Here is a 24,960-nt window from a genome sequence, read left to right as displayed (position 1 = left end):
AGCGAGGCGCTCACTTGACGGACGCCTCGTAGGCCGCGACCACGTCGAGCACCGGGCCGTCCGCGCGCAGCTCGCCGTGGTCGATCCAGATGCCGCGCGTGCACGTCTCCTTGATGGTCCCCATGGAGTGGCTGACGAGGAAGACGGTGCCGGCCTCGGCGCGGAGCTCGCGGATCCGCTCCTCGCTCCGGCGGCGGAAGGCCGCGTCGCCGACCGCGAGCGCCTCGTCGACGAGCAGCACGCGGTGGGTGGCGGAGGCGGCGATGGCGAAGCGCAGCCGGGCGCCCATGCCGGCCGAGTAGGTCTTCATCGGCAGGTCGACGGCCTCGCCGATCCCGGCGAAGTCGACGATCTCCTGGTACCGGCTGCGGATCTCCTCGGGGGACATCCCCAGCGCGAGACCGCCGAGGATGACGTTGCGCTCACCCGAGAGCTCGTTGATGAGGGCGGCGTTGACGCCGAGGAGGGCGGGGCGCCCGTCCGCGTAGACGGTGCCGCGGGTCGGCGTCGTCAGCCCGGCGATGGCGCGGAGCAGCGTGCTCTTGCCGGACCCGTTGTGGCCGATGACGCCGATGCTCTCGCCCTCGTGGGCGGTGAAGGAGACGCCCTTGAGCGCGTGGACCGTCCGCGCCTGGCGCAGCGAGGGGGCGCGCCGCAGCAGCTTGCGCTCCGACGTCGCGCGCTTGCCCGCGGCGTAGACGGTGTAGTCGACGTGGACGTCGTCGACGACGACGGTCGGCCGCGCCTCGGCCGGGGCGGCGGGGGAGGTCTGCGGCTCACTCACGCCCGTACGCCTCCTCTGCGCGCCAGAAGAAGACGGCGCCCCCTACGAGAGCGACGACGGCCCAGCCGATGCCCAGCGCCCACACGTGCCACCCGGCGTCGACCTCCGTGAGCAGCCCGGTGCGGACGAGCGTGATGTAGACCTGCACGGGGTTGACCTCGGCGACGGCCTCGGCGGCCGGGGGGAGCCCCACGCGCTCGATGGAGTAGAAGAGCCCGCTGATGTAGAAGAGCAGCCGCGTCACGAAGGGCAGCAGCTGCGCGACGTCGCGCACGTGCAGCGTCACGCGGGCGGCGACGAAGGCGACGCCCTGGCAGAACATCGTCATGAGGACGAGCGCGGGGACGACGAGCAGCCACCGCCACGTCAGCGGCTCGCCGAAGACGAGCGCCACGACGGCGGCCATGCCCATCATCGGCGCGAGCGCGAAGACCTGCTGCAGCACCACCGAGATCGGGAGCACCGCACGCGGGAAGTGCATCGTCCGGACGAGGCCGAGGTTGCTCGTGATGGCCTTGGAGCCGTCGTTGAGGCACCCGGCGAAGTACTGGAAGACGAAGATGCCGATGACGAGGAAGGGCACGAAGTTGTCCGGCCGCGTGCTGCTGGCCAGCAGCAGACCGAAGACGACGCCGTAGACGACCGCGTTGAGCAGGGGCCGCACGAGGACCCAGCCGAGGCCCAGGCGGTTCTCCTCGTTCTGGCCGCGGAAGCGGGAGCGGCTGAGCTCGAGGAGGAAGTGCCTCCGCTGCCAGAGCTCACGCCCGTACTGGCCCAGCGCCGGGCGGCGACCCAGCCGTTCGAGCCCCGCATCGGCCGCCAGCCGTGCCGCCGGGCTCGGCGACGCCTCCGCCGCGCTCACAGCCGCACCACGCCCTCGGCCGGCTCGAGGAGCCCGCGGGTGTCGAGCACGACCGCAGCGCTCGACCGCAGGGCGGCGACGTCGAGGTCGCGGTGGGCCTGCAGGAGCACGGTGACGTCGGCCGGCGGTCCGCCGAGCGCCTCGCGACGGGGGACCTCGACGCCGTCGACGACGAAGCGCGGTGCCAGGGCGTCGTGCTGCTCGAGGTCCGCCCCGAGGTCGCGGAGAGCTCTCGCGACGCCGAAGGCGGGGGACTCGCGCTGGTCGCTGACGCCCGCCTTGTACGTCGTCCCGACGAGGAGGACGCGTGCCCCGCGGACGGCCAGGGAGCGGTCGTTGAGCAGGTCCTGCACCCGGCGGGCCACGTAGGCGGGCATGGACTGGTTGATCTCCTGGGCCAGCTCGACGGAGCGGAACGGGTACCCGAGCCGCGCCCGCACCGTGTGGCTGAGGTACGTGGGGTCGATGGGGATGCAGTGCCCGCCGACGCCCGGCCCCGGCCGGAAGGCCTGGAAGCCGAAGGGCTTGGTGGCGGCGCAGCGGACGACGTCCCAGATGTCGATGCCGAGGTCGTGGCAGAACTTCGCCGTCTCGTTGACGAGCGCGATGTTGACGTGCCGGTAGGTGTTCTCCAGCAGCTTGGACATCTCCGCCTCGCGGGTGGAGCGCGCGGTCACCACCTCGTCGACGAGGCGGGCGTAGAGGGCCTCGGCGCGGCGGGCGCAAGCGGGGGTGGCGCCCCCGACGACCTTGGGGGTGTTGCGGAAGCCGTGGACGGCGTTGCCCGGGTCGATCCGCTCGGGGGAGAAGGCCAGGTGGACGTCCTCGCCGACGACCAGGCCACCCGCCTCGAGGGCCGGCCGCACCAGCTCCTCCGTCGTCCCCGGAGAGACGGTGGACTCGAGGACCACGAGCTGGCCGGGCCGCAGCGCGGCCGCCACGGCGTCGACGGCGCCGCGCACCGCCCGGAGGTCGGGCCCGCCCTCGTCCGACAGCGGCGTGGGGACGCAGACGACGACGGCGTCCGCGTCGCCGAGACGGGCGGCGTCCGTCGTGGGCTCGAGGCCGGCGGCCAGTGCGGCGGCGACGTCCGCGTCCGAGACGTCGTCGACGTGGGAGCGCCCGGCGGCGAGGCCGCGGACCACCGCCTCGTCGACGTCGAGGCCGAGCACGCGCAGACCGCTGTGCGCGGCCTCGCGCACGAGGGGGAGCCCCACGTAGCCGAGGCCGATGACGGCCAGGTCGAAGGTCACGGCAGTCCTCTCGGCGGCGGGGCCCGGCAGGCGGTGGTCGCGCTCGCCCTCCCGGGCAGTCGGGAAGTGTGCCACCCGACGCCCTGGGGGCCGTGCACGCCGGGCCGCCCGGTCGCGGCACCTAGCATGCCGACCCGTCGACCCCGCCCTGCCCATCGGCCCGAGGAGCACACCCAGTGGCCCTGCAGCGCCCCCGTCCCCACCGCCCAGGCGGCAGCGCCGGGCTCCGGCCGTGCTGACGCCGGCGCGCCTCCGTTCGGCGCTGCGGCGCAGGACCGGGGCGAGCCGGCTGCTGCTGGCAGCGGGGCGTGCGGTGTCCGTGCCCGTCGTCTGGCGCTCTCCGCTCTTCGACCGGTCCTGGTACGAGGCGCAGGTGGGGCGGCGGCTGCCGGGGCGCACGGCAGCGGTCCTGCACTACGTCCGGCACGGGTCCCGGGCGGGCCTCAGCCCGTGCCGCCTCTTCGAGGCGGAGTGGTACCAACCGGCGCGGTGGCGCACCGCGCCCCTCGACCCCTTCGCCCACCTGCTGCTGCGAGGCCGGCCCGACGCCCAGCCGCACCCCTTCTTCGACCCCTTCGGCGCCGGGGGTGGGCGCCGGCCGGTGCACGAGGTGCTGCGGGAGCACCTGGCGGCGGTCTCGCCCTCGTCGCCGTTGCCGCTGCCGCCGGACGACGGTCGCCCGGGAGGCCCCTCGCCCGCCACGGCGCCCGCACTCGGCCTCCGGCTGCCCGCGGGCGTCCGACGCCCCTCGTGGGGCGAGCTCACGGCTGCCCAGGACGAGGCGGTCCGTCGCCACCACGAGCAGGAGCGGCTCCGGCGGGACCCTCGGCTGACCCCCGCAGCGGCCCGCGACCCCCGGCAGGACGCCGCCACCGCGCGGGCCTGGGGCGACGTCCCCCTGCCGCCGCACGACGGGCCGCTCGTCACGGTCGTCATGCCCGTCCGCGACCGCGAGTCGGTCGTCGGCCGTGCGGTGCGCTCCGTGCTGGCGCAGACGCTGACCTCCTGGGAGCTGCTCGTCGTCGACGACGGCTCGCGGGACGGCACGCGGGCCGCCGTCCTCGCCGCCGCCGACGGCGACCCGCGCGTGCACCTGCTGGACGGCCCCGCCCGCGGCGTCGCCGCGGCCCGCAACGTCGCCCTGCCCCGAGCGCGGGGGTGGTGCACCGCCTTCCTCGACTCCGACAACACCTGGGAGCCCGCCTTCCTGCGCACGGCCGTCGCCGTCATGCACGCCCAGGACGCCCCTGTCGTCCATGCGGCGGCCCGCGTCGTCCGTCCGGGCGGCGACCTCGTGCGCGACCTGGACGCGCAGGTCGAGCACCTCGCGGTCCGCAACCACGTCGACCTCAACGTGCTCGTCGTCCGCTCCGACCTGCTCGCCGAGGTGGGCGGCTTCGACGAGGAGCTGCGCCGGACGGTCGACTACGACCTCGTGTGGCGGCTCGCCCGCCGCTCCCGGCTCGTGCACGTGCCGCTCGTCGGGGTCGTCTACGACGACGACCGGGCAGGAGACCGGTTGTCGACCACCGAGCGCCGCTCGTGGAAGGAGGTGGTCCGTCGTCGCCACCTCGTGGACTGGGACGCCCTCGACGCCGCGCCGCGGCCGGAGGGCGTCACGAGCGCGCTGCTGGTCGCCCGCCGCGGGTGGCAGGGGGCGTGGCGGGCGGCGACAGGGGTGCTCGCCGACGTCCCGGGCAGGGGCCGGGACGTCGACCAGGTGGTCGTGCTCGACGCGGGCCTCCGGCTGTCCGTCGCACGCCTGCTCGGCGCTCTCGCGCTGGTCGACCACCGGGTCGTCGTCCTGCGGGCCCCGGACGACGTCGGCGTCCCGCTGGGGATCGACCTCGCCCTGGCGGCGGCCGAGGGCGACGTCGCCGTGCTGCTCGCCGAGGACGCCGAGCCGGCGCCCGGGGCGCTGAGCGCGCTGCGGGCGGCGGTCGACGGTGGCGCGCCCGCAGCGGGCGCCCTGCTCCTGGACCACCGGGACCTCGTCGTGGCGGCGGGGACGGGGGGCACCCCCGGCGGGCCCGAGCCGCTCCTCGCGGGACTGCCCGCCGACGACGCCCGTCGCCTCGGGGACGTCGTGCCGGTGCCCGCCCTCCGGGGCGAGGCGCTCGCGGCGCGCACCGAGGACCTCGTCGCCGTGCGCGGCGCCGACCCCCTGCTCGCCGGCGGCGGGTGGGACCTCGACCTGTGCCGACGCCTGGAGGAGCGCCGGGGCGCGTCCCCCCTCCTGCTCACCGGCGCGGTCGTGCGCGTCGGCGCCGCCGTCGGCACCTCCCGTCGAGCCGCCCCGGCCCAGGTCGCCGACCCCGCGGAGGTCGCCGCCGACGCGGCCGAGAACGGTCGCCGGTGGGGGGACGCGGCGCCGGCGTGGGCGGAGGCGACCACGGTGCTGCGCCGGCGGGCGGACCCGCGGTACCGGCCGACCGCCACCGTCGTCGCCGAGTCACCGCCGCGGCTGCGCTGGGCCGTGCGGACCGCCGCGCTCGCCGGGCCCCTCGGGGACGCCTGGGGCGACCGCCACTTCGGCCGCGCCGTCGCCGACGCCCTCGCCGCCCTCGGCCAGGAGGTGGTGGTCGACACGCGCCACTCCCTGGGGCGGAGCACGGCCGAGCTCGACGACGTCGTCCTCGCCGTCCGGGGCAAGGTGCCGCTCGCGCCGGCCGACGGCGCGGTGCGGCTGGCCTGGGTCATCAGCCACCCGGACCTCGTCGGCGCGGACGAGCTGGCCGCCTACGACCGGGTCTGGGCGGCGTCGGCGGCCTGGGCCTCCGACCCGGTGCGCGGGCGCCACGTCGGCACGCTCCTGCAGGCCACCGACCCGGCGCTGTTCCACCCCGCCGCCGAGCACGAGGACGTCGAGCAGCACGAGGTCCTCTTCGTCGGGAGCTCGCGCTCGGTGTACCGCCCGGTCGTCCGGGTGCTCGTCGAGGCGGGCCGGGACGTCGCCGTCTACGGCGGCGGCTGGGAGCGCTTCCTGCCGCCGGGCGTGCTCCGCGGCGCCGGGATCGACAACACCGCCCTCTCAGCGGCCTACCGGGGCGCCGGGGTCGTCCTCAACGACCACTGGGACGACATGAGGCGGGCCGGCTTCGCGTCCAACCGGCTCTTCGACGCCGCGGCCTCGGGGGCGCGCGTCATCAGCGACCACGTCGAGGGCCTCGAGGAGGTCTTCGGCCCGCTCGTGCGCACCTACCGCGACCGGCAGGAGCTCCTCGACCTCGTCGACGAGGGGCCGGCCGGCTTCCCGCCGGACGACGAGAGGGCCCGTCTCGGCCGCCTCGTCGGCGCCGAGCACTCCTTCGCCGCACGGGCGCAGGTCCTGCTGGACGCGGCGCTCGCCGTCCGCGCCGGGCGGCCGGGGCGCTAGCGCCGACCGCCCCGGGCGTCGTCGTCCTCGGCCGCCGCCCGGCCGGCAGCCGTGGACGCGCGGTCGTCCGCCTGCGCGTCGAGGGCGTGGTGGTGCTGGACGTCGTCGGGGACCCGAAGGAGCGTCGCCCGGTCGGTCGTCACCTCGACCCGGAGGCCGGGGACGTCCTCGAGCCAGCGCGCCAGGACGTCCTTCTCCTCGGGGCGGTCGGTGTCGTCGAGGACGACGGCCGCACCGGGCGCGAGCCTGTCGACGAGGAGGGGGAGCGCCGGGCGACGGGCCATCGGCCCCGTGCCGCCGGGCGGACCGTCGACGAAGAGCAGGTCGACGACCGGCGGCAGGCGCTCGAGGAGCGCCTGCGAGTACCAGTCGGTCGTGTGGCCCGTGGGCGAGGTCGGCTCGGGCAGTGGGGCGAGCGGCCCCACGACGACCTCGCCCAGGTCGTCGAGCTCCGCCGCCCGCAGCGTCCGGCGCGTGGCCTCGGCGAAGCGCTCTTCGTGCTCGACGGAGACGACGCGGCCGCCGCCGCGCTCGCGGAGCGCGGCGGCGACCCACGCCGTGGACGTGCCGCTCCCGAGCTCGACCACGGCGGGGTGGCGGTCGCGCCCGAGGACCTCGCGGACGAGCAGCAGGACGGTCTCGGGCGTGGCCGCCCACCCCGCCGCTCCGCCGGGAGGGGGCAGGCGGGTCGACCCGGGGAGCAGGTCGCGCAGCGCCAGGAGCGACCACGTGCCCACCTCGGAGGCCCGGACCCCTCGCCAGACGGCGGGCGCCACCTGGTGGGTGGCCACCCGGGAGGCGACGCGCGCGTCGACGTCCCGCACCAGCCCGGCGAGGCGGTCCAGCGCCGCATCGGTGGAGGAGCGGGCCGAGGCGGCGGCGTCGAGCTGCGCGCGGAGCGCCTCGTCCCGCCGCACGTCCTCCTCCCGCCGGGCGTGGAGCTCGGCGAGCAGCTCCTCGAGCCGGCGCCGGGCGCCCAGCGCCTCGGCCCGGGCTGCTCTGGCCTCGCGCCTGGCCTCGACGACCTCGGCGCTGAGCCGGCGCCACGCGGGGCCGGCGCCCGTGGCGCGGGCGAGGGCGACGGCGAGGGCGCGGGGTGCGGACCTGCGCGGCATGGGGCTCCTCCTCGGTCGGAGGCGGGCGCCCCCGACCAGGAGGCTAACGACCTCCCGCCCACGCTCGTCGAGCCGACGCCGCCCGGGTGGCGCGCGCCGGGACCCCTCCAGTGCGCCCGCTCCGCCGTCGAGAGCGCACCCATGACGACGCGACCACCCACCTCCACCACCCGTCGGGCTCTCGCCGCCCTCGTCGCCGTCACGGTGACGGGGCTGGGCGGTCTGCTCGGACCTGCGTCCGGCGCGGTCGCCGCCACCGCGACGTCGACCGCGGACGGCTGCCCGGCCCCCGGCGGCGCCGTCGTCCCGGACGCCGCGGCTCCCCCCGGTGCGCCCGACGTGGTGCTCGACGGCCACGGATGGGGCCACGGGATGGGCATGAGCCAGTACGGCGCGCGGGGCGCGGCGCTGCTCGGCTGCTCGTCCACCACCATCCTCACCACCTACTACCCGGGCCTCCTGCCGGCTCGGCGGTCCGTGCGCCCGACCGTCCTCGTCGACCTCCTGACGGGTGGTGGGACGAGCTCGCGCGCCGAGGTCCGCGCCGACGCCGGCCCCGTCCGCTGGAGCAGCGGCACCCAGGAGGTCGTGCAGCCGCAGGGGGCGACGTGGACGGTGCGCCGGGCCGCGGGGGACCGGCTCGAGGTCCTCGCCGGTGCGGCCGCCGGCGCCGTGGCGCCGCCCGGCTTCGCGCCGGCCGCCGGTGCCCTCGTCCGCGCCGAGAACGGCGGCCGCGAGGTCCGTGTCTCGACGTGGGCGTCGTCCGGGGCGACGCCGCTGGTGCGCCGCTCCGACGCCGACCTCACCCGCTTCGCCCCGCGTCGCAGCGGCCTCGAGGTCCGCGCCGTCCTCCTCGACGGTGCGCGGGGCTCCGCCGTCGACACCTACCTCCGCGGCCTCGCCGAGATGCCCGTCTCCTGGCCCCAGGCCGCGCAGGAGGCTCAGGTCGTCGCCGCCCGCACGTTCCTGCTCGGGAAGTACGTGGCGGCCGAGGACGCCTACGTCGTCCGCCCCACCACCGCCGACCAGGTGTGGACCGGAGCCGAGCGCCGCGCCGAGGACGCGCGCCACGGAGGCGGGCTCGCCCGGGCGGTGGCGGCGACGTCCTCCCCGTCGGGGGGGACGGTGATGACGACGTCCTCGGGCGCGCTCGCGCGCGACCTCCTGTACGCGTCCGCGCACGGCGGCTGGTCGGAGACCAACACGTACGTGTGGGGCTCCGCGCCCGTCGCGCACCTGCGGCAGGTCGACGACAGCCGGTGGGAGCTCGCGTCGGGGGACCCCAACGCGTCCTGGTCGGTCGGGCTCAGCTGGGCGGAGGTGGCTCGAGCCTTCGGGCTCTCCACCGCGACGGACCTGAGGGTGGCGCCGCGCGGCACGGCCGACCGCACGGAGGTCGTCGTCGTGGGCACGCGCGCCGGGGCGCCGGTGACGCTGCGCGTGACCGGCCAGCGCGCGCGCGACGCCCTGCGCGCCGTCTCGCCCTCGGTCCGCTCCTCCGGCTTCACGGTGCGACCGCCCGCTCCCGCGGTGCGCCCGGTCGGCGGGGTGCCCGTGTCCCTCGACGCGGACGGCGACGGAGCCGACGAGGTCGGCTGGTTCTCGGCCGGGACGTGGACGCTCCGGGCCCGGGACGGCAGCACGCGGTCCTTCGTCTACGGACGCGCCGGCGACCTGCCCGTGACGGGTGACTGGGACGGGGACGGACGGGACGGCGTCGGCGTCGTCCGCGCCGCGGTGTGGCACCTGCGCGAGCAGGCGGGCCCGGGCCCCGCGGAGCGGTCCTTCGCGTACGGACGACCCGGACAGCAGCCCGTCACAGGCGTCTGGGCGCCCGGACGGCCCACCGGCGTCGGCGTCGTCGTCCGCGGGACCTGGCACCTCCGGGACGCCGTGGGACCGGGGAGGGCCTCGCGGACCTGGACCTTCGGCGGACCCGCCTCGACCGCCGTGCCGGGGGACTGGGACGGCGACGGCGTGGACGACCCCGGGGCCCTCGAGGGTGCGCGGTGGACCTTCGGGTCGTCGGCGCGCCGTGCGATCCCGCCACTGGCGCTCGGGCGCCCGGGGATGCGCGGCGTGTCCGGCGACTGGGACGGGCGGGGGAGCGACCTCCCGGGCGTCGGTCGTGCGGGCGTCGTGCACGTCGCCACGCGCCTCGACGACGGTCGTCACGCCGCCGCCTGGCAGGTGCTGCGCTGATCGGGTGACGGGCTGCGGCTCCGCTCGTCGCCCACCGGTCGCGCGGGGCGCCCGCCCGACGAGCACCCCGCACCCGCCGTCGAGGGGTGTGGCGCGGCGGCCGGTGCCGGACCGGTGGTCAACGACCTCCACCGAGCGGGCGTCGTGCGCTCCGCACCGCTCTGCGGCTCGACGCGCCCCCACCGCGCGAGAACCGCGCCGGCGGGCTCCTGGTCACCGGCCGTGCGCGACAGGCCGGTCGCGCACGGGGCACCGGCCGACGCCCGCGCGCTCCCGTCGGCTCCGGCCGTCAGGAGCCGCGCCGGCGCGGGCCGGCGCGGCCGGGCGGCTACAGGTCGCCGAGGGCCGTGACGACCTAGAGGTCATGACCTCGCACCCTCGCCGGACAGGAGCTCGAACCGTGCCGCACACCCTCTTCCGCCTCTGCGGAGCGCTCACCTGCGCTGCCGCCGTCGCGGCCCCGGTCGGACTGGTCGCGGCGCCCGCGCACGCCGCGCCCCAGCCCTCGGCCGTGTCCGCCGTCGAGGACGCACCCGTCCCTACCAGCACCGACGTCGTGCCCGAGTCGGGCGTGGACGCCGGCGCGCTGGCGCAGCTGCGCGCGGCCGGTGATCCGGGGGCACGCCCCGCGGTCCTCACGGACGAGGTGCGGACCCGCGCCGACTTCGACGTGCTGGGCGTCACCTGGTCCGCTGAGGACACGGCCGTCGGCGCCGTCACCGTCAGCGTGCGCGTCCTGGAGGACGGTGCCTGGTCGACGTGGGAGACGCTCGCCGTCGAGGACGCCGGCCCCGACGCGGGGTCCGGCGAGGCGCGCACCGCGGCGCCCGTCGTCGGCACGACACCGCTCGCCACGGACGGCTCCCGCGGGTACCAGCTCCGCGTGGACACCACCAGCGGGAGGGCTCCGGTCGACCTGCGCCTCCGTGTCGTCGACGGAGGTGACGGCGACGTCGCAGCCGCCGACGCCTCCGCGGGGCCGGCCGCCGCGGCCGCCGCCGCGCAGGCGCGGGGGGAGGCCGTGCCCATGGCCACGATGTCCGCCGCCGCCACCGCCACGGGGGCGCCGAGGCCCGCCATCGTCACGCGGGCGCAGTGGGGTGCCGACGAGACCCTCTCGCGCGCGACCGGCCGCAACACGACCGTGAAGGCGATGGTCGTCCACCACACCGCGTCGTCGAACAGCTACTCGACGGCCAGCCAGTCGATGAGCCAGCTGCGGGGGATCTACGCTTACCACACCCAGTCCCTCGGCTGGGCCGACATCGGCTACAACTTCGTCGTCGACAAGTTCGGCACCGTCTACGAGGGTCGCCGCGGCAGCATCACGGAGACCGTCCAGGGCGCCCACGCCTCGGGCTTCAACACCGACACCATGGGCGTCTCGGCGATGGGCAACTACGAGGACGCGGCGCCCTCGTCGGCGCTCGTCAAGAGCCTCGCCGCCGTCATCGCGTGGAAGCTCGGCCAGTACGGCGTCTCGCCGACCGCCACGACGACGCTCACGTCGGCCGGTGGCAGCACCTCCCGCTACTCCAGGGGCCGGGTGGTCACGATGCCGACCGTCCTGCGGCACATGGACGTCGGCCAGACGGCCTGCCCGGGCGTCCGCCTCTCCGCGCAGATGGACACCATCCGCTCGAAGGCGGCGCAGCTCCAGGCGTCGTCCACGCCGACGCCGACGCCCACGCCCACGCCGACGCCCGCGCCCACGCCGGTCGCGATGACCGTCCCCGCCGGCGCCCAGACGCTGGTGGGCGACTGGGACGGCGACGGGACCGACCAGGCCGGTCTCTACGCCGACGGCGACGTCTCCCTCCGCCGGGCCGACGGCAGCACGCTCCGCTACCGCTACGGGGGCCCGGGCGACCTGGCCGTCGTCGGCGACTGGGACGGCGACGGTCGCGAGACCGTGTCCGTCTTCCGCCGCGGGCAGTGGCTCATCAAGGACTCGCTGTCGGGTGGGAGCGCTGACCGGGCCTTCTGGCTGGGGCAGGACGGCGACGTCCCCGTCGCCGGTTGGTGGAGCGGGCGGACCCAGGGCGTCGGCGTCTACCGCGACGGCCGCTGGCTCCTGCGCAAGTACGCGTCGGCGGGCCCGGTCCACGTCTCGCTCAACTTCGGGCGCAGCTCCGACCGCCCCATCGTCGGCGACTGGGACGGCGACGGCGCGGACACCCCGGGCCTGCAGCGGGGGGCGCAGCGCTTCTGGCTGCCCTCCCTCTACCCGGGGTCGCCCGCCCCGGTCTACTTCGGCCGTGCCGGCATGGTCGGCTTCGCCGGCGACCTCGCCGGGAAGGGCCGGGACGGCTGGGGCGCACGCCAGGGCGCGACCTTCCTCTACCGCGACGACGTCCGCGCCGGGGTCGCCCAGGGCTCGGTCATGATCGCCCGATGAACGACACCTCGACACGGGGCAGCGCCCTCCGCCGGCTGGTCACGACGTCCGTGCTGTGCGTCGGCGCCGTGGCGGGCGCCCTGCCCGCCGCGGCGGCGCCGGCGCCCGTCACGCCTGCCCGCGACGCCGAGCCGAGCGGAGGGCACCGCGCGTCCGACGGGCACGACCACGAGCCCTCCTTCGACGGGAGGGTCGTCGCCGGGCCGGGTGCCACCGGCTGGAGCGGCCCCGCAACGGCCCCCGACGCGGCCGGCCGCCTGCGGACGGCGGGGACGGTGCCCACGCCCAGGCCGGTGCAGCGCTACACGGGTGAGCCGGAGGGCTTCGCCCCCTACGTGCCGCAGGTCGCCTGCGACCCCGTCGAGCGGGCCGGGACCCTCCGCCTGCGCGACCTGATCCACACCACGTACGGCGGGACCCGGGGCGGCACGACCAGGTCCTGCGCCGGCCGCAGCGAGCACTCGGACGGTCGGGCGTACGACTGGATGCTCGACGCCCGCGACCCCGCGGACGCCGCCCAGGCCGACGCCTTCCTCACATGGCTCATCGGCCCCGACGCCCAGGGCCGCCCCTCCGGCAACGCCCGTCGGCTGGGGATCATGTACGTCATCTGGGACCGCAAGATCTGGGGCTCGTACAACCGGACGTGGAAGGTCTACAGCGGTGCGAGCCCGCACACCGACCACATCCACATCTCGCTCAGCTGGGACGGGGCCATGGCGCGGACCTCCTTCTGGACGGGGACGACCCTCACCGGGACCGACTACGGACCGTGCGTCCCGTACACCGGCGAGGCGGCACCGGCGTACTCCGGCAGCCGCAACCCCTCGCCGTGCCCGACCCCGGGCCCGCGCCCGGTGCCCGCCGCACCGACGCCCGTCCCCGCGGGCGCCCAGACGGTCGCGGGCGACTGGGACGGGGACGGGGCCGACGAGGTGGGTCTCTACGTCGACGGCGCCGTCTCCCTGCGCCAGGACGACGGCTCGACCCTCCGCTACCGGTACGGCCAGGCCGGCGACGTCGCCGTCGTGGGCGACTGGGACGGCGACGGCCGCGAGACCGTCGGCGTCTACCGCCGGGGTCGGTGGCTGCTCAAGGACGACCTCTCCGGCGGCTCCGCGGACAGGGCGTTCTGGATGGGAGGGGCGGACGACGTGCCCGTCGTGGGCTCCTGGGACGGTCGACGGCTCGGCGTGGGCATCTACCGGCAGGGCCGCTGGATGCTCCGCACCTCCGTCGGCGCGGGCCCCGTGGACGTCTCGGTGGACTTCGGCCGGCCGACCGACCGGCCGGTCCCGGGCGACTGGGACGGTGACGGTGCCGACACGCCCGGCCTGCAGCGCGGCGCCCAGCGGTTCCGCCTCGACTCCCTGTGGCCCGCCTCGCCGTCCCCCACGTTCTTCGGGCGGGCCGGCATGCAGGGCTTCGCGGGTGATCTGGACGGTGATGCCCGCGACGGCTGGGGCGTCCGCTCCGGCGCCACCGTCCTCTGGCGCCACGACACGAACGGTGGTGCGGCCCAGGGCTCGGTCGTCCTGACCCCCTGAGCCGCCGGCGCGGCGGCGGCGGAGGCCGGGTCCCCAGGGGGGACCCGGCCTCCGCCGTCCTCCGACCACGACGGTCGGAGCGCTCGCCCGCGGTCGCCCGGCTCCGGCCGTCACCTCGCGCGGCGGGTCCGAGGAGCGGCGGCGAACCGGTGCCCCCGCGCGACGGCGGGCGGTGCGGGACGAGGCTCCGCGGCTCGCCCTCGGCTCAGCGGGCCAGCGCGTCCACCTGCTGGGCGAGCAGCTGCCACGCCGACCGGCTGAAGGTGTTGGTGAAGTGGCTGTCGTCGGCGTACACCACCGCCCCGTTGGCGGCGACCACCGTGCACTCGTCCTCGCCGGGGCAGACGGCGTCGGTCATGTCGAGCCACCCCACGGGTGTCGTCGTCGCCGCCGCCGCCGCCGTCCGCTCCGCCTCCACGAGCACCTGGTCCAGGTGGACGTTGCCCTCCCGCGGGAAGTCGCACTCGCGCCAGGCGGACGGGTCCCGCTCGGAGAGGCAGGACGGGACGTCGCGCGGCGACCACGGCGTGTCCTCGACGACGACGACCCGGTCGGCGACCTGCCCCAGGCGGCCCAGCGTGCGCTCGGCCGCGGCCTCCCACACGGGACCGGTGCCGGCCTCGTCGAGCACCTCTCCGCCGTCCCCCAGCGTGGCGGTCGTGTAGCCCTTGGAGCGCGCGACGAAGACGGTCGACAGGTCCTCGACCTCGGCCAGGCGGTCCTCTACGGCTGCGCGCCACTGCCCGCACTCGTCGTAGGCGCGCGTCTGCCGCGCCACCCACACGTCGATGTCGACCGAGGGGCAGGCCGTCTTGGCCCACACGAGGAGGCGCCACCCGCGCTCCCGGGCCAGCGCGTCGAAGGCCGGGAGCCAGTGGACGGCGTGGCTGTCGCCGATCAGCGCGACGGTCGTGCTGCCACCGGGCTCGCCGAAGACGCAGTCCTCCACGGGGGGCGGCTCGGTGCCGGGGTAGCTCACGTAGCAGCCCTCCGGCCGCTCCTGGTCGTCACGGGCCTCCTCGGGCGTCATCGCCGGCGCGGTGAGCTCGGGGACGCCCTCGGGGACGCCCGCCCCCGCGGCTGACACCTCGAGGTCGGGCAGGGCCCCGACGTCCGCGGTGCGGGCGCCGAAGGGCTGCAGGAGGAGGGCAGCGCAGACGGCGAGGGCCGTGAGACCGGCGCCGAGGGCCAGGGAGCGCCCCGGCGCGGCCGAGAGCCACCGGTTGCGGCGGACGGGGTCCTCCACGAGGACGTGCGACAGCACCGACAGGACGAGCGAGGCGACGACGGCCAGCACCACCTGCCCGGCCGAGGGCGACCCGTCCGTGAGCAGGGCCACGACCACGAGGCACGGCCAGTGCCACAGGTACCAGGCGTAGGAGATGCGCCCGACGTAGCGGGGGCCGGGTCGGGACAGGAGGGCGCTGGCGCCGGCGCCACCCGCTGCGGCGCCGGCCGCGAGCAGCAGCACGGCACCGCCCACGGGGGCGGCCGCCGCCACGCCCGGGAAGAGCGTGGTGTCGTCGTAGGCGACGGCGGAGCACACCACCAGGGCCAGGCCGGCAGGGGCGGCGACGAGGGCGACGGCTCGGGGCAGGCGCTCGCACGCCGGCAGCGCCAGCGCGACGGCCGCCCCGGCGGCGAGCTCCCACGCGCGGGTGTGCAGGCCGAAGTAGGCCCAGGAGCCGCTCGTCGGGGTGAGGAGGACGGAGAGCACGAGGGAGCCGCCGCCCAGGAGCACGAGGCCGGCGGTGATGCGGCGGCGCACGCTGCGCCAGCTCCTCGGCCCGAGCGCCACGACGAGGAGGATGAGGAGCGGCCAGACGACGTAGTACTGCTCCTCCACGGCGAGCGACCAGAAGTGGAGGAACGGGCTGTCGTGCGAGTCGGCGCCGAGGTAGTCGGTGGCTCCGACCGCGTACCGCCAGTTCGCCGCGTAGAGGGCCGCGCCGAGGGCGTCGACACCGATCCGGGACCGGTCGAGCGGTGGCACGAGGAGGAGCGCGGCGACGGCGCTCAGGACGACGACCAGGGACGCCAGCGGCAGCAGCCGCCGGGCCCGCCGGGCGTAGAAGCGGCGCAGCGAGATGGTGCCCGTGCGCCGGACCTCGTCGAGCAGCAGCCCGGTGATCAAGAAGCCGGAGAGGACGAAGAAGACGTCCACCCCGACGTAGCCGCCCGGGAGGAAGGGCACTCCCGCGTGGTACAGCACGACGAGGGTCACGGCGACCGCGCGCATGCCCTCGATGTCGGGCCGGAACCGGCGGCCCGCGTCCAGTCGGGGACCCACCGGCGCGGCGGGGGCGGGAGCGCTCGCGCGGGCGGTGTCGGAGATCTGCACCGGGACAGTCTGGACGACGCCGGGCGCGCCGCAGGGAGGTGCCCGGCCCGTGTGCCGCGGCGGGGCAGCGCGCACCCTCCGTTAGTGTCGGCGACGACCCGTCGACCGGGTGCGCCCAGCCGCGGCGCCCGCCCCCTCCATGGCCGACACTCAGGAGAGGTACCACCGTGCGACTGACCCGCAGCGGTCGGGTGGCTCTGGCCGCCGTCCGGAGCTACCTGACCGACAAGGACGTGCGGAGCGGCATCGCCTTCCACGCGCGGGAGGGCCGCTGGCCCGGCGCTGCCGCTTCCTGGACGCGCACGGTCACCCCGACGGCGCCGTCCGCCACGGGCGCCCCACGGGTCGCCCTGCCCGGGGGGGACGAGGGCACACCGGCCGTCCCCGTCCCCAGGGTGCGGCTGGGGGAGATCGCCCGCGGTGGCTCGACGTTCGAGCGGACGTCGCTCGTCGACGCCTCGCCGCACGTGAACCTCGTCCTGCCCGGGCTCGACGTCGACCGCATCTACGCGGGCCTGCTGACGGCGATGACGGTGGGCTGGCGCCTCGCGGAGGCGCGCGGGCTGCCGCTGCGCGTGGTGCTGACGAGCGAGGCCGTCGGCGCGACCTCCACCCGCACGCTCCGCCGCTGGTTCGTCGACAACGGCTTCGACCCCGCCCGGGCGGCGACCGTCGACCTCGTCGAGCGGGCCCAGGTGCCCTCGGCGACGTTCGGCACGGGCGACGTCTGGGTGGCGACCTACTGGACGACCGCCCACGCCCTCGACCTCGCCTGCCGCCGCGGCGCCGTCGACCGCGCGCGGGTCGTCTACCTCGTGCAGGACTTCGAGCCGTCCTTCACCGGCTGGAGCGACCAGTACGCCATCGCGGAGAGCACCTACCGCGCCGGCTTCACGCCCATGGTCAACTCGCGCTCGCTGGCCGACTACCTGGCCTGGGCGGTGGACCTCCGGGTCGACCCCGAGGTCGTCTTCGCCCCGCACCTGGACCTGCCGGCCCTGCGGGGCGCGGCAGCGGCCTGGCGGGCGGGGGACCCCGAGCGCCCGCGCCTCTTCTTCTACGCGCGGCCGCGCCACCCGCGGAACCTCTTCCGCATCGGCATCGAGGGCGTGCAGCGGTTCGCCGTCCTCGCCGAGGCGGAGGGGCTGCGGCCGGACGTCGTGACGGCCGGCGACCTCCACCGCGACGTCGCGCTCACGCCCACGACCGTGGCCCGCAGCGCGGGCAAGCTGTCGATGGCCGACTACTACGGGCTCGTGGGGCGCACCGACCTGGCGCTGTGCCTCATGCAGAGCCCGCACCCGAGCCACATGCCGCTCGAGCTGGCCTGCAGCGGCGTGCCGACGGTGACCAACAGCCTCGGCGGCTTCCGCGGCGACTGGCACGACCGCCTCGTGCGCGCCGAGGCCGACCCGGACGCGCTGGGCGCCGCCCTCCTCGAGGCGTGGCGCACGCGCCCCCAGGAGCACGCCTTCGCGCCGCCGCGCGGCCTCGGCGGCGAGCTCGACGCGGCCGTGGCCGCCGTGGCGCAGCGGGTGCCCCGCTGAGCGCCGGGGCCCTGGGCGGGGCGCGACGGATGGCGGGGCGCGTCGCGCGCCGCACGTCGCAGCGCGTCCGCGCGACCGCGGCTCTCGCGCCGCGGCACCCCACGGCGACCCGCGACGAGGCCCGCGTCCTCGCGTCGGGCCTCTTCGACGCACGCTGGTACCTCTCGCAGGCGGCCTCGCTCGGCGACGTGGACGAGCTCGCCGCGCTGCGCCACTACCTCGCGAAGGGCCGCCGCGCCGGGCGCACGCCGCACCGCTGGTTCCTGCCCGAGTGGATCGACCCCCGCGCCTGGGCGACCGCCGACGAGGACCCGCTCGTCACCTACGTCCGTCGGCCCTCGGTCCGGCGGACGGCCTCGCCGCACCCCTGCTTCGACCCAGCCGCGCACGTGGCGCGGCACCCGGCTGCCGAGCGCCACCCGATGGGTCCCCTCGGTGACCTCCTCGAGCGGGGTCCCGAGACGCCGCTCGACGTGACGGGCGCCGCCGGGCCCGTGGTCATCACGCGGGGCGCGGTCGAGCGGCTGCTGGACGAGCACCTCGACCGGTGGGCGTGGCAGGAGGAGCTCCGCACGGCGCCGCGGAAGACCGAGCGCTTCTCCGAGCCCTCGGGGGCCCGGACGCTGACGACGGAGGAGGCCGCGCGCCTCGCCACCACGTCGGTCTCCGTCGTCGTGCCCGTGTGGGAGCGCGAGGACCTCGTCGAGACGGCGCTCACCTCCGCGCTGGCGCAGGAGGGGCTCGACCTCGAGGTCGTCGTCGTCGACGACGGCTCGACGGACTCCTCGGTGGCGGTCGCCCGCGCCGTCGCGGCGCGCGACCCCCGCGTGGTCGTCGTCGAGCGCCCGCACGAGGGCGTCTCCGCGGCTCGCAACGCCGGCCTGGCCGTGGCCCGCGGCGAGTACGTCGCCTTCCTCGACTCCGACAACACCTGGCGGCCGGGCTTCCTCGCGCGGATGGTCACCGAGCTGAGCCGCAGCGGACGCCACGCGGGGTACGGGGTCGTCGCCATGGACACCGGCGACCGGACGGTCTACCGCGCCCTCGACGCCGGGCGCGACCACCTCGAGGTCATCAACCACGTCGACCTCAACGTGCTGGTGGCGCGGGCCGACGCGGTGAGGGCCGCCGGGGGCTTCGACACCGATCTGCGGCGCGCCGTCGACTACGACCTCGTGTGGAAGCTGGCCGCGGCGGGCCCGCTGCACTTCGTGCCCGTCGTCGGCGTGGACTACCACGCCGACGACTCCGACGTCCGCCGGATCACCGTCACCCACGGCGACAGCTGGGGCGAGGTCGTCAAGAAGCGTCGCGTCCTCGACTGGGACGCGGTCGCCTCGGCGCCGCGCACGGCGGGCACGACGTCGCTCGTCGTCGTCACCCGCGACAGCCCGAAGGCGCTCCACACCGCGCTGCAGGGCCTGTGCGCCGGGGAGGGGGCGCCGGACGAGGTCGTCGTCGTCGACGACGGCTCGCGGCTGTCGGCCTCGCTGGCCACGGCGTGCGCGGAGCTGCTGCACCCCTCGCTGCGCGTCCTGCGCCGCCCGGTGCAGGAGTTCTACGCCCTCGGGGCCGACACGGGCTTCGCCTCGACGCACGGTGACGTGGTCGTCCTCGCCGACGACGACGTCACGGTCCGCCCGGGCGACGTCGGCCGCCTCGCAGCCGTCGTCCGCGCGCGCGGCGCCGCTGCCGTGCAGCCCGTCCTGGTCACCCGCCACGGTCTCGTCCAGCACGCCGGCGCCGTCCTGGAGACCTCTACGGCGCTGCCCGTGCCGTTCCTCGCCGGCCACCACCCCGACGACGTCGGTGAGGAGCCCTTCGAGGTCCCTGCGCCGGCGGCGTCGCTGCTGGCCCTGGACGCCGTCCAGCACGCCGCGGTCGGCGGCTTCGACACGCGCTTCCGGAACGGCCTGCACGACACCGACCTCGGCCTGCGCCTGCGAGCCGCCGGAGGCACCGTCCTCGTGGACCCCCGGGTGCACGCGGTGCACGTCGGCCGGTCGCTGAGCCGTGACGACCCCCAGGCGCACCACAACTTCCGCCACTTCGTCAGCCGCTACGGCGGGTCCCGCCCCGACCCCGCGCCGACGTACGCCGGCCGCGGGCTCGAGGTCGTCGGCTGGCAGCCGCCGCCGGTCGGGGAGCAGGGGGCGCCGCGGCGACCGGCCACTCCGCTCGTGCGGCGTCTCCGGCCCGTCCAGGCGCGGGTGGAGGGGCACGAGGTCCCGCGACTGCACTGGGCGATCAAGATCGCTGCGCCCTTCAGGGGGGCCCAGCGCTGGGGTGACGAGCACTTCGCCGAGAGCCTCGCGCAGGGGCTGAGGCGCCTCGGCCAGCACGTCGTCGTCGACACCCGCGACACGCGCGTGCGCCCGAGCGCCCACCTCGACGACGTCGTCCTCCAGCTCCGCGGCCTCATGCCCCTGCCGCCCCAGCCGGGGGCCGTGAACCTCGCCTGGGTCATCAGCCACCCCGAGGACGTCCGGCGCGAGGAGGTGCTCGGCTACGACGGCGTCTTCGCCGCGAGCGAGACGTGGGCGGAGCAGGCCACGCGTACCTGGGGCGTGCCGGTGCACCCGCTGCTCCAGTGCACCGACCCGGCGCGCTTCCACCCCGACGCGGCCGTGGCCGACACCGGCTACAAGGTGCTCTTCGTCGGCAACTCCCGGAACATCCGGCGCAGGATCGTCGGCTGGGCGGCGGACGCGGACGTCCGGACCGACGTCGTCGGCCAGGGCTGGGACGGTCTGGTGCCGCCCTCCTGGGTCCGGGGCCAGTACCTGCCCAACGAGGGGCTGGCCGCGGCCTACCGCGCCGCGGGGGTGGTGCTCAACGACCACTGGGACGACATGCAGCGGGACGGCTTCGTCTCCAACCGCCTGTTCGACGCGGTGGCCTCGGGCGCCAGGGTCCTCACCGACCCGGTGCCGGGCCTGGAGGAGCTCTTCCAGGGCTGCGCCGTGCCCGTCCGGGACGCGGACCACCTGCGGACGCTCGTGGACCTCCCCCGCGACCAGGTCTTCCCGCAGTCGGACGAGCGGGCGGTCATCGCCGACCAGGTGCGGGTGCAGCACTCCTTCGAGGCGCGGGCCCGGACGCTGCTGACGCACGTCCTCGGCCTGCGGGGCGAGGCGCCCCTCGAGGGACCGCCGACCGGGTGACCCGGCTCCACCCGCGGGGGTCGTCGCCCGATGCACAGGCGACCGCAGACCTCCGGAGGAGACCCATGCCGACGTGCCGCCGACTCACCCGCCGCGCCATCGTGGCCGTGCTCGCCGCCGCCGCAGCCGTCGCGCCGATCGCCCCGGCGTCCGCCGAGGAGGCCGCCTCCCCGCAGACGTACACGGCGGGCGCCGGCGACGACATGAGGCGCGCGTTCGAGCAGCTCCGCCCGGGCGACACGCTGCTGCTGGAGCCCGGCACGTACGAGATCGGCTACATCCGTCCGGTGCTCGCGCGCGGCACCCCCTCGGCGCCCATCACGGTCAAGCCGCAGGTGTGGGGCTCACCGCCCGTGCTCGTCGGGGGCATCGAGCTGAGGAGCCCCGACTTCTGGAGCCTCGAGCGCCTCCGCGTGCGGGCCGCCGCCGACCGCGCTCCCGCCCTCCACCTGCGGGGCGGGTCGGGCTGGCGCGTGACGGCGGGTGAGTTCTGGGGCGCGCGCGACACCCAGGCCTACGCGAACGTGGCGATCGACGGCTCCGGCGGGTACCCGCGCCGCTTCACCTTCGCCCAGAACTGCGTCCACGACGCCGCGACGACGACGCGGTCCAAGACCGACCACAACATCTACGTGAAGTTCCGCGGCGCTCCGGGCTCGGGCGGGGTCATCAGCCAGAACACCGTCCTGGGGCACCCCAACGGCGCGGGCATCAAGCTGGGGGACGGCGGGGACCCCGGGGCGCCCGGCCCCTGGGGGGTCCAGGTCGTGCGGAACACGATCGTCGACGGCGGGCGCCAGGTCCTCATGAGCCATGACGTCCGTGGCAACTCGGTCACCGGGAACCTGCTCGGCCTCTCCCGCGAGCCCTTCACGGCGACCGACCGCCGCACGACCGGCCTGTACGCGCTCATGGTGGGCGGCTCCGGCAACACCGTCGGCAACAACTACGTCTTCGGCGCCGACATGGCTCTCCGGGACCCGTACGGCAAGGTCAGGGTGGCCGGCGACATGGCCGTGCGCCCGGACGCGCAGATGAGGGGCCGTGGCTGCTCCGTGCAGCCCGCCTACTGGAAGGCGCGCTACTACGGGCGCACGAGCCAGGGCGTCTACCTGTCCTGGTGACCGCCGCGTCACCCGGGCGGCGCAGCGGCGGTCACGGTCCTGTCACGTGCCGGACGGCGCGGTGGGCACCGCCCTAGCGTCCGACCACGCGCGCCCCGCTCCCCGGTGGCGCGCCCCCGCCGGCCACGGCCGGCACCACCATCCCTGGAGGACCCGACCATGCCCATCCCGACCCGCGCCCTCACCGCCCTCGTCGCCTCTGCCGTCGCGGCCATCGGCGTGGGGGTCACCGCTGCACCAGCCACGGCCGCCGTGGCGCAGGCCGCCGGCTGCACCGCCTCCACGAGCCTCCCCACCCGGGTGAGCATCGACCGAGCCGTGCAGCAGGTGCCGATCACCCTCAGGACGACCTGCTCCGCCGACTACGCCGACGCCTTCCTGGCGGGCCCCGACGGCGACTACGACGTCCCGTTCTGGGAGGCGCCGCTGGACGGGTCCACCTATCTGTGGGAGGCCTACGGCGACAGCACCGTCCCCGGCACGTACCGGACCGAGGAGATCGAGCTCTACCAGGGTCCCGACGACCTCTCACCGGAGGGGCTGACGACGACGGACGGCCGCGCCGTCGCCAAGTTCGGCTCCAAGGCCGGGCTCACGGCGGCCCGCACCGGCTCGCGCGTCACCCTGACCGCCTGCGCGTCCTACTACAACGGCCGCCGCGACGCCTTCGTGCCGTGGTCGGCGCACCGGGCGACGATCCAGAGGCTCGGGGCCGATGGCCGCACGTGGGAGTACGTCAAGACCGTGGGGACCAACGCCCGCGGGTGCGCGGTCCTCGATGTGGCGGCCCCCGTCGCTGCCACCTACCGGGTCACGACCTACGAGACCTACCAGATCTTCTCCCGCACGTCGCCGACCGTCCGGGCGTGAGCGTCCGGGCGTGAGCGCGCGACCCGCGGTCGTCCTCGACGCCCCGCCACCGCTGCTGACCGCGGGGGTGGCGGGGTGCCGCCCGTCCGCCGCGGTCCGCGCGCGTCGTCTCCCCGGTCTGCATCCCGGGCTGCCGTAGGGTCAGCGTCACCCGACCGCCCGACGACCGCCCCGAGCCCACGAGGACACCCATGCGCCTTCTCGTCACCGGAGGCGCCGGCTTCATCGGCGCCAACTTCGTCCACCAGACGGTCCGGGAGCGTCCGGACGTCGAGGTCACCGTCCTCGACGCCCTCACGTACGCGGGCGACCGGGCCTCGCTGGCCGAGGTGGCCGACCGGGTGTCCTTCGTCGAGGGCGACGTCGCCGACGCCGAGCTCGTGCAGCGCCTGGTGGCGGGCGCGGACGCCGTCGTCCACTTCGCGGCCGAGAGCCACAACGACAACTCGCTGCACGACCCGAGCCCCTTCCTGCGCACGAACCTCCTGGGCACCTACGCGCTGCTCGAGGCGGTGCGGGCCCACGACGTCCGCTACCACCACATCTCGACGGACGAGGTGTACGGCGACCTGGAGCTCGACGACCCCCAGCGCTTCACGGAGCAGACGCCCTACAACCCCTCGAGCCCGTACAGCTCGACGAAGGCCGGCAGCGACCTCCTCGTCCGCGCATGGGCGCGCTCCTTCGGCGTCCGCGCCACGATCTCCAACTGCTCCAACAACTACGGGCCGTACCAGCACGTCGAGAAGTTCATCCCGCGGCAGATCACCAACCTCGTCGACGGCGTGCGACCCAAGCTGTACGGAGCCGGCGAGAACGTCCGCGACTGGATCCACGTCGACGACCACAACCGAGCGGTGTGGGACATCCTCGAGCGCGGCAGGCTGGGGGAGACCTACCTCATCGGCGCCGACGGCGAGCTGAGCAACAAGCGGGTCGTCGAGCTCGTCCTCGAGGCCTTCGGGCGCCCGGCGGACGACTACGACCACGTCACCGACCGGGCCGGGCACGACCTCCGCTACGCCATCGACTCGTCGAAGCTGCGCGACGAGCTGGGCTGGCGCCCCCGGTACACGACCTTCGAGGACGGGCTCGCGGCCACCGTCGACTGGTACCGCGGTCACGAGGCCTGGTGGCGCCCGCGCAAGGCGGCGACCGAGGCGCGCTACGCGGCCAGCGGGCAGCGGGTCCTCCAGCGCTAGCCCGACCTCACGACGCCGGGGCGGACGCGGCATGGGACGCCGCTGTCCCCGTCGCGGCGCCCGTGAGCGTGCCCGACGGCGGTCCCGCGGGCAGTGCGGCGGCCGACCTCCACCTCCTGCGCCGTGGGACGTGGGGCCCGACCCCCGACCCCCGAGCTGCTGGCCGAGGTGCGCTCGACCGGTCGTGGGGCGTGGGTCGACGCCCGGCTGGCTCCTGACCGCGTCGAGGACGCCGAGTGCGGGGCGCTCGTCGCCCGGTCCCCGGCCTCGTCGCTGAGCGCAGCGGCGGCGTGCAGCGGCGCGCTGCCCCGGTACTCCTGGGACGGGATGCTGGCCAGGCGGTGCTGGCGCGCCAGGCGTGGAGCCGCCGGCAGCTGCTCGAGGTGGTCGCCGACGTGCTCGCCGACCACCTCCACGTCGCGAACCCCTCCGGCGACGTCTGGTGCTGCCGCATGGAGGACGAGGCGGTCCTGCGTCGCCACGCGCTGGGCCGCTCCGAGGACGCCCTCGTCGCCTCCGCCCGGCACCCGGCACCCGGCACCCGGCGATGCTGTGGTCCCTCGACGGCTCGCGGAGCACGGAGCGGGCGCCGAACGAGGACCACGGCCGCGAGCTGCTCGAGCTCCGCACCGTCGGCGTCGAGGGGGGCTGCACCGAGGCGGACGTCGTCGCGTGCGCGCGCTCGACGACGGGGAGGTCGGTCGACCGGACGACCGGGCTCCACGTGTTCCGCCCCGACCAGCACGACACCTCGGCGGTGCGGCTCCTCGACCGGAGAGCACCCGTCCACGCGGCGGCGGACGGCGCCGCTCTGCAGGTCTCTCTCCTGCGCCACCTGGCCCGGCACCCGGCGACGGCGCGGCACGTGGTCACCGAGCTCGCGCGGCGGCTCGTCGGAGGCGAACCGCCGCGCGAGCTCGGCGACCGCCTCGCGCAGGTCCACCTCGACGGCGGCACCCGCCCTGGCCCCCGTGGTGCGCGAGCTGCTGCCCCCCCGGGACGTCCTGGCCGCCTCCGCCCCGAAGCTCGAACGGCCCGCGAGGACCTGCTCTCGACGCTGCGCCCCCTCGGGCGCCGGCCGGACGCCAGCGGCACGCCAGGGGTCGTCGCGCTGTCCTGGGTGCTTCGGGCACGCGGCCATGCGCCGGCCGGATGTGCGCCGCCGAACGGCTGCC

The 24,960-nt window shown here is 76.5% G+C and carries 14 protein-coding genes and 2 pseudogenes; 11 read left to right on the top strand and 5 right to left on the bottom strand.

What is annotated here, in order from left to right; all coding sequences use genetic code 11:
- Positions 1-10 precede the first annotated feature (10 nt).
- The 3 genes from WDV85_RS00475 to WDV85_RS00465 are packed head-to-tail and all read right to left on the bottom strand — an operon-like array spanning position 11 to position 2,899.
- Positions 11-784 (bottom strand): ABC transporter ATP-binding protein, encoded by a 774-nt coding sequence (locus tag WDV85_RS00475; RefSeq protein ID WP_339568763.1) that lies wholly within the window; start codon positions 782-784, stop codon positions 11-13.
- The gene (locus WDV85_RS00470; RefSeq protein WP_339568762.1) at positions 777-1,646 is read right to left on the bottom strand and encodes an ABC transporter permease; all 870 of its coding nucleotides are present in this window, start codon (positions 1,644-1,646) and stop codon (positions 777-779) included. The genes WDV85_RS00475 and WDV85_RS00470 overlap by 8 nt, the downstream gene beginning before the upstream one ends.
- Positions 1,643-2,899 (bottom strand): nucleotide sugar dehydrogenase, encoded by a 1,257-nt coding sequence (locus WDV85_RS00465; RefSeq protein ID WP_339568761.1) that lies wholly within the window; start codon positions 2,897-2,899, stop codon positions 1,643-1,645. Before WDV85_RS00465 ends, WDV85_RS00470 begins: the two co-directional genes overlap by 4 nt.
- A 313-nt stretch (positions 2,900-3,212) precedes the next feature.
- Here WDV85_RS00465 and WDV85_RS00460 point away from each other — a divergent pair, with 313 nt between their 5' ends.
- Positions 3,213-6,275, top strand: a complete 3,063-nt coding sequence (locus WDV85_RS00460; RefSeq protein ID WP_339568760.1) for a glycosyltransferase — start codon at positions 3,213-3,215, stop codon at positions 6,273-6,275.
- On the opposite strand, the gene WDV85_RS00455 is transcribed toward WDV85_RS00460, so the two are convergent.
- Positions 6,272-7,390: a class I SAM-dependent methyltransferase gene (locus WDV85_RS00455; protein WP_339568759.1), complete on the bottom strand. Its 1,119-nt coding sequence runs from the start codon at positions 7,388-7,390 to the stop codon at positions 6,272-6,274. The two genes, WDV85_RS00460 and WDV85_RS00455, sit on opposite strands and share 4 nt — an antisense overlap.
- 141 nt (positions 7,391-7,531) lie before the next feature.
- On the opposite strand from WDV85_RS00455, the gene WDV85_RS00450 reads away from it, so the two are divergent.
- The 3 genes from WDV85_RS00450 (at position 7,532) to WDV85_RS00440 (ending at position 13,537) form a co-directional block, all read left to right on the top strand.
- On the top strand, positions 7,532-9,592 hold the full coding sequence (locus tag WDV85_RS00450; RefSeq protein ID WP_339568758.1) for a SpoIID/LytB domain-containing protein: 2,061 nt from the start codon (positions 7,532-7,534) through the stop codon (positions 9,590-9,592).
- Positions 9,593-9,992: 400 nt separating this feature from the next.
- Positions 9,993-11,990 (top strand): peptidoglycan recognition protein family protein, encoded by a 1,998-nt coding sequence (locus WDV85_RS00445; protein ID WP_339568757.1) that lies wholly within the window; start codon positions 9,993-9,995, stop codon positions 11,988-11,990.
- A complete protein-coding gene (locus WDV85_RS00440) occupies positions 11,987-13,537 on the top strand; it encodes a hypothetical protein (protein ID WP_339568756.1) in 1,551 nt (516 codons plus the stop codon). The genes WDV85_RS00445 and WDV85_RS00440 overlap by 4 nt, the downstream gene beginning before the upstream one ends.
- Positions 13,538-13,742: 205 nt before the next feature.
- Here WDV85_RS00440 and WDV85_RS00435 read toward each other — a convergent pair whose 3' ends face one another.
- The gene (locus WDV85_RS00435; protein WP_339568755.1) at positions 13,743-15,878 is read right to left on the bottom strand and encodes an acyltransferase family protein; all 2,136 of its coding nucleotides are present in this window, start codon (positions 15,876-15,878) and stop codon (positions 13,743-13,745) included.
- Positions 15,879-16,045: 167 nt separating this feature from the next.
- On the opposite strand from WDV85_RS00435, the gene WDV85_RS00430 reads away from it, so the two are divergent.
- The 7 genes and pseudogenes from WDV85_RS00430 to WDV85_RS17030 all read left to right on the top strand — a co-directional run.
- Positions 16,046-17,425 (top strand): rhamnosyltransferase WsaF family glycosyltransferase, encoded by a 1,380-nt coding sequence (locus tag WDV85_RS00430; protein WP_339568754.1) that lies wholly within the window; start codon positions 16,046-16,048, stop codon positions 17,423-17,425.
- Positions 17,426-17,454: 29 nt separating this feature from the next.
- Positions 17,455-20,589 (top strand): glycosyltransferase, encoded by a 3,135-nt coding sequence (locus WDV85_RS00425; protein ID WP_339568753.1) that lies wholly within the window; start codon positions 17,455-17,457, stop codon positions 20,587-20,589.
- Positions 20,590-20,654: 65 nt separating this feature from the next.
- Positions 20,655-21,713: a hypothetical protein gene (locus WDV85_RS00420; protein WP_339568752.1), complete on the top strand. Its 1,059-nt coding sequence runs from the start codon at positions 20,655-20,657 to the stop codon at positions 21,711-21,713.
- A 159-nt stretch (positions 21,714-21,872) separates the two neighbouring features.
- Positions 21,873-22,583 (top strand): hypothetical protein, encoded by a 711-nt coding sequence (locus WDV85_RS00415; protein ID WP_339568751.1) that lies wholly within the window; start codon positions 21,873-21,875, stop codon positions 22,581-22,583.
- Positions 22,584-22,774: 191 nt separating this feature from the next.
- Positions 22,775-23,785 carry a dTDP-glucose 4,6-dehydratase gene (rfbB, locus tag WDV85_RS00410; RefSeq protein ID WP_339568750.1) on the top strand — a complete coding sequence of 337 codons (1,011 nt, stop codon included), beginning with the start codon at positions 22,775-22,777 and terminating at the stop codon, positions 23,783-23,785.
- A gap of 236 nt (positions 23,786-24,021) precedes the next feature.
- A pseudogene (locus WDV85_RS17035) lies at positions 24,022-24,306 on the top strand (DUF1800 family protein); the annotation flags it as partial.
- Between the two features lie 26 nt (positions 24,307-24,332).
- Positions 24,333-24,947 (top strand): annotated as a pseudogene (locus WDV85_RS17030) (DUF1800 family protein); the annotation flags it as partial.
- Between the last annotated feature and the right edge of the window lie 13 nt (positions 24,948-24,960).

Source organism: Pseudokineococcus sp. 5B2Z-1, assembly GCF_037482305.1.
Classification (GTDB): Bacteria; Actinomycetota; Actinomycetes; order Actinomycetales; family Quadrisphaeraceae; genus Pseudokineococcus.
The sequence above is the reverse complement of the archived record's forward strand: the minus strand, read 5'-3'. Positions and strand labels throughout refer to the sequence as shown.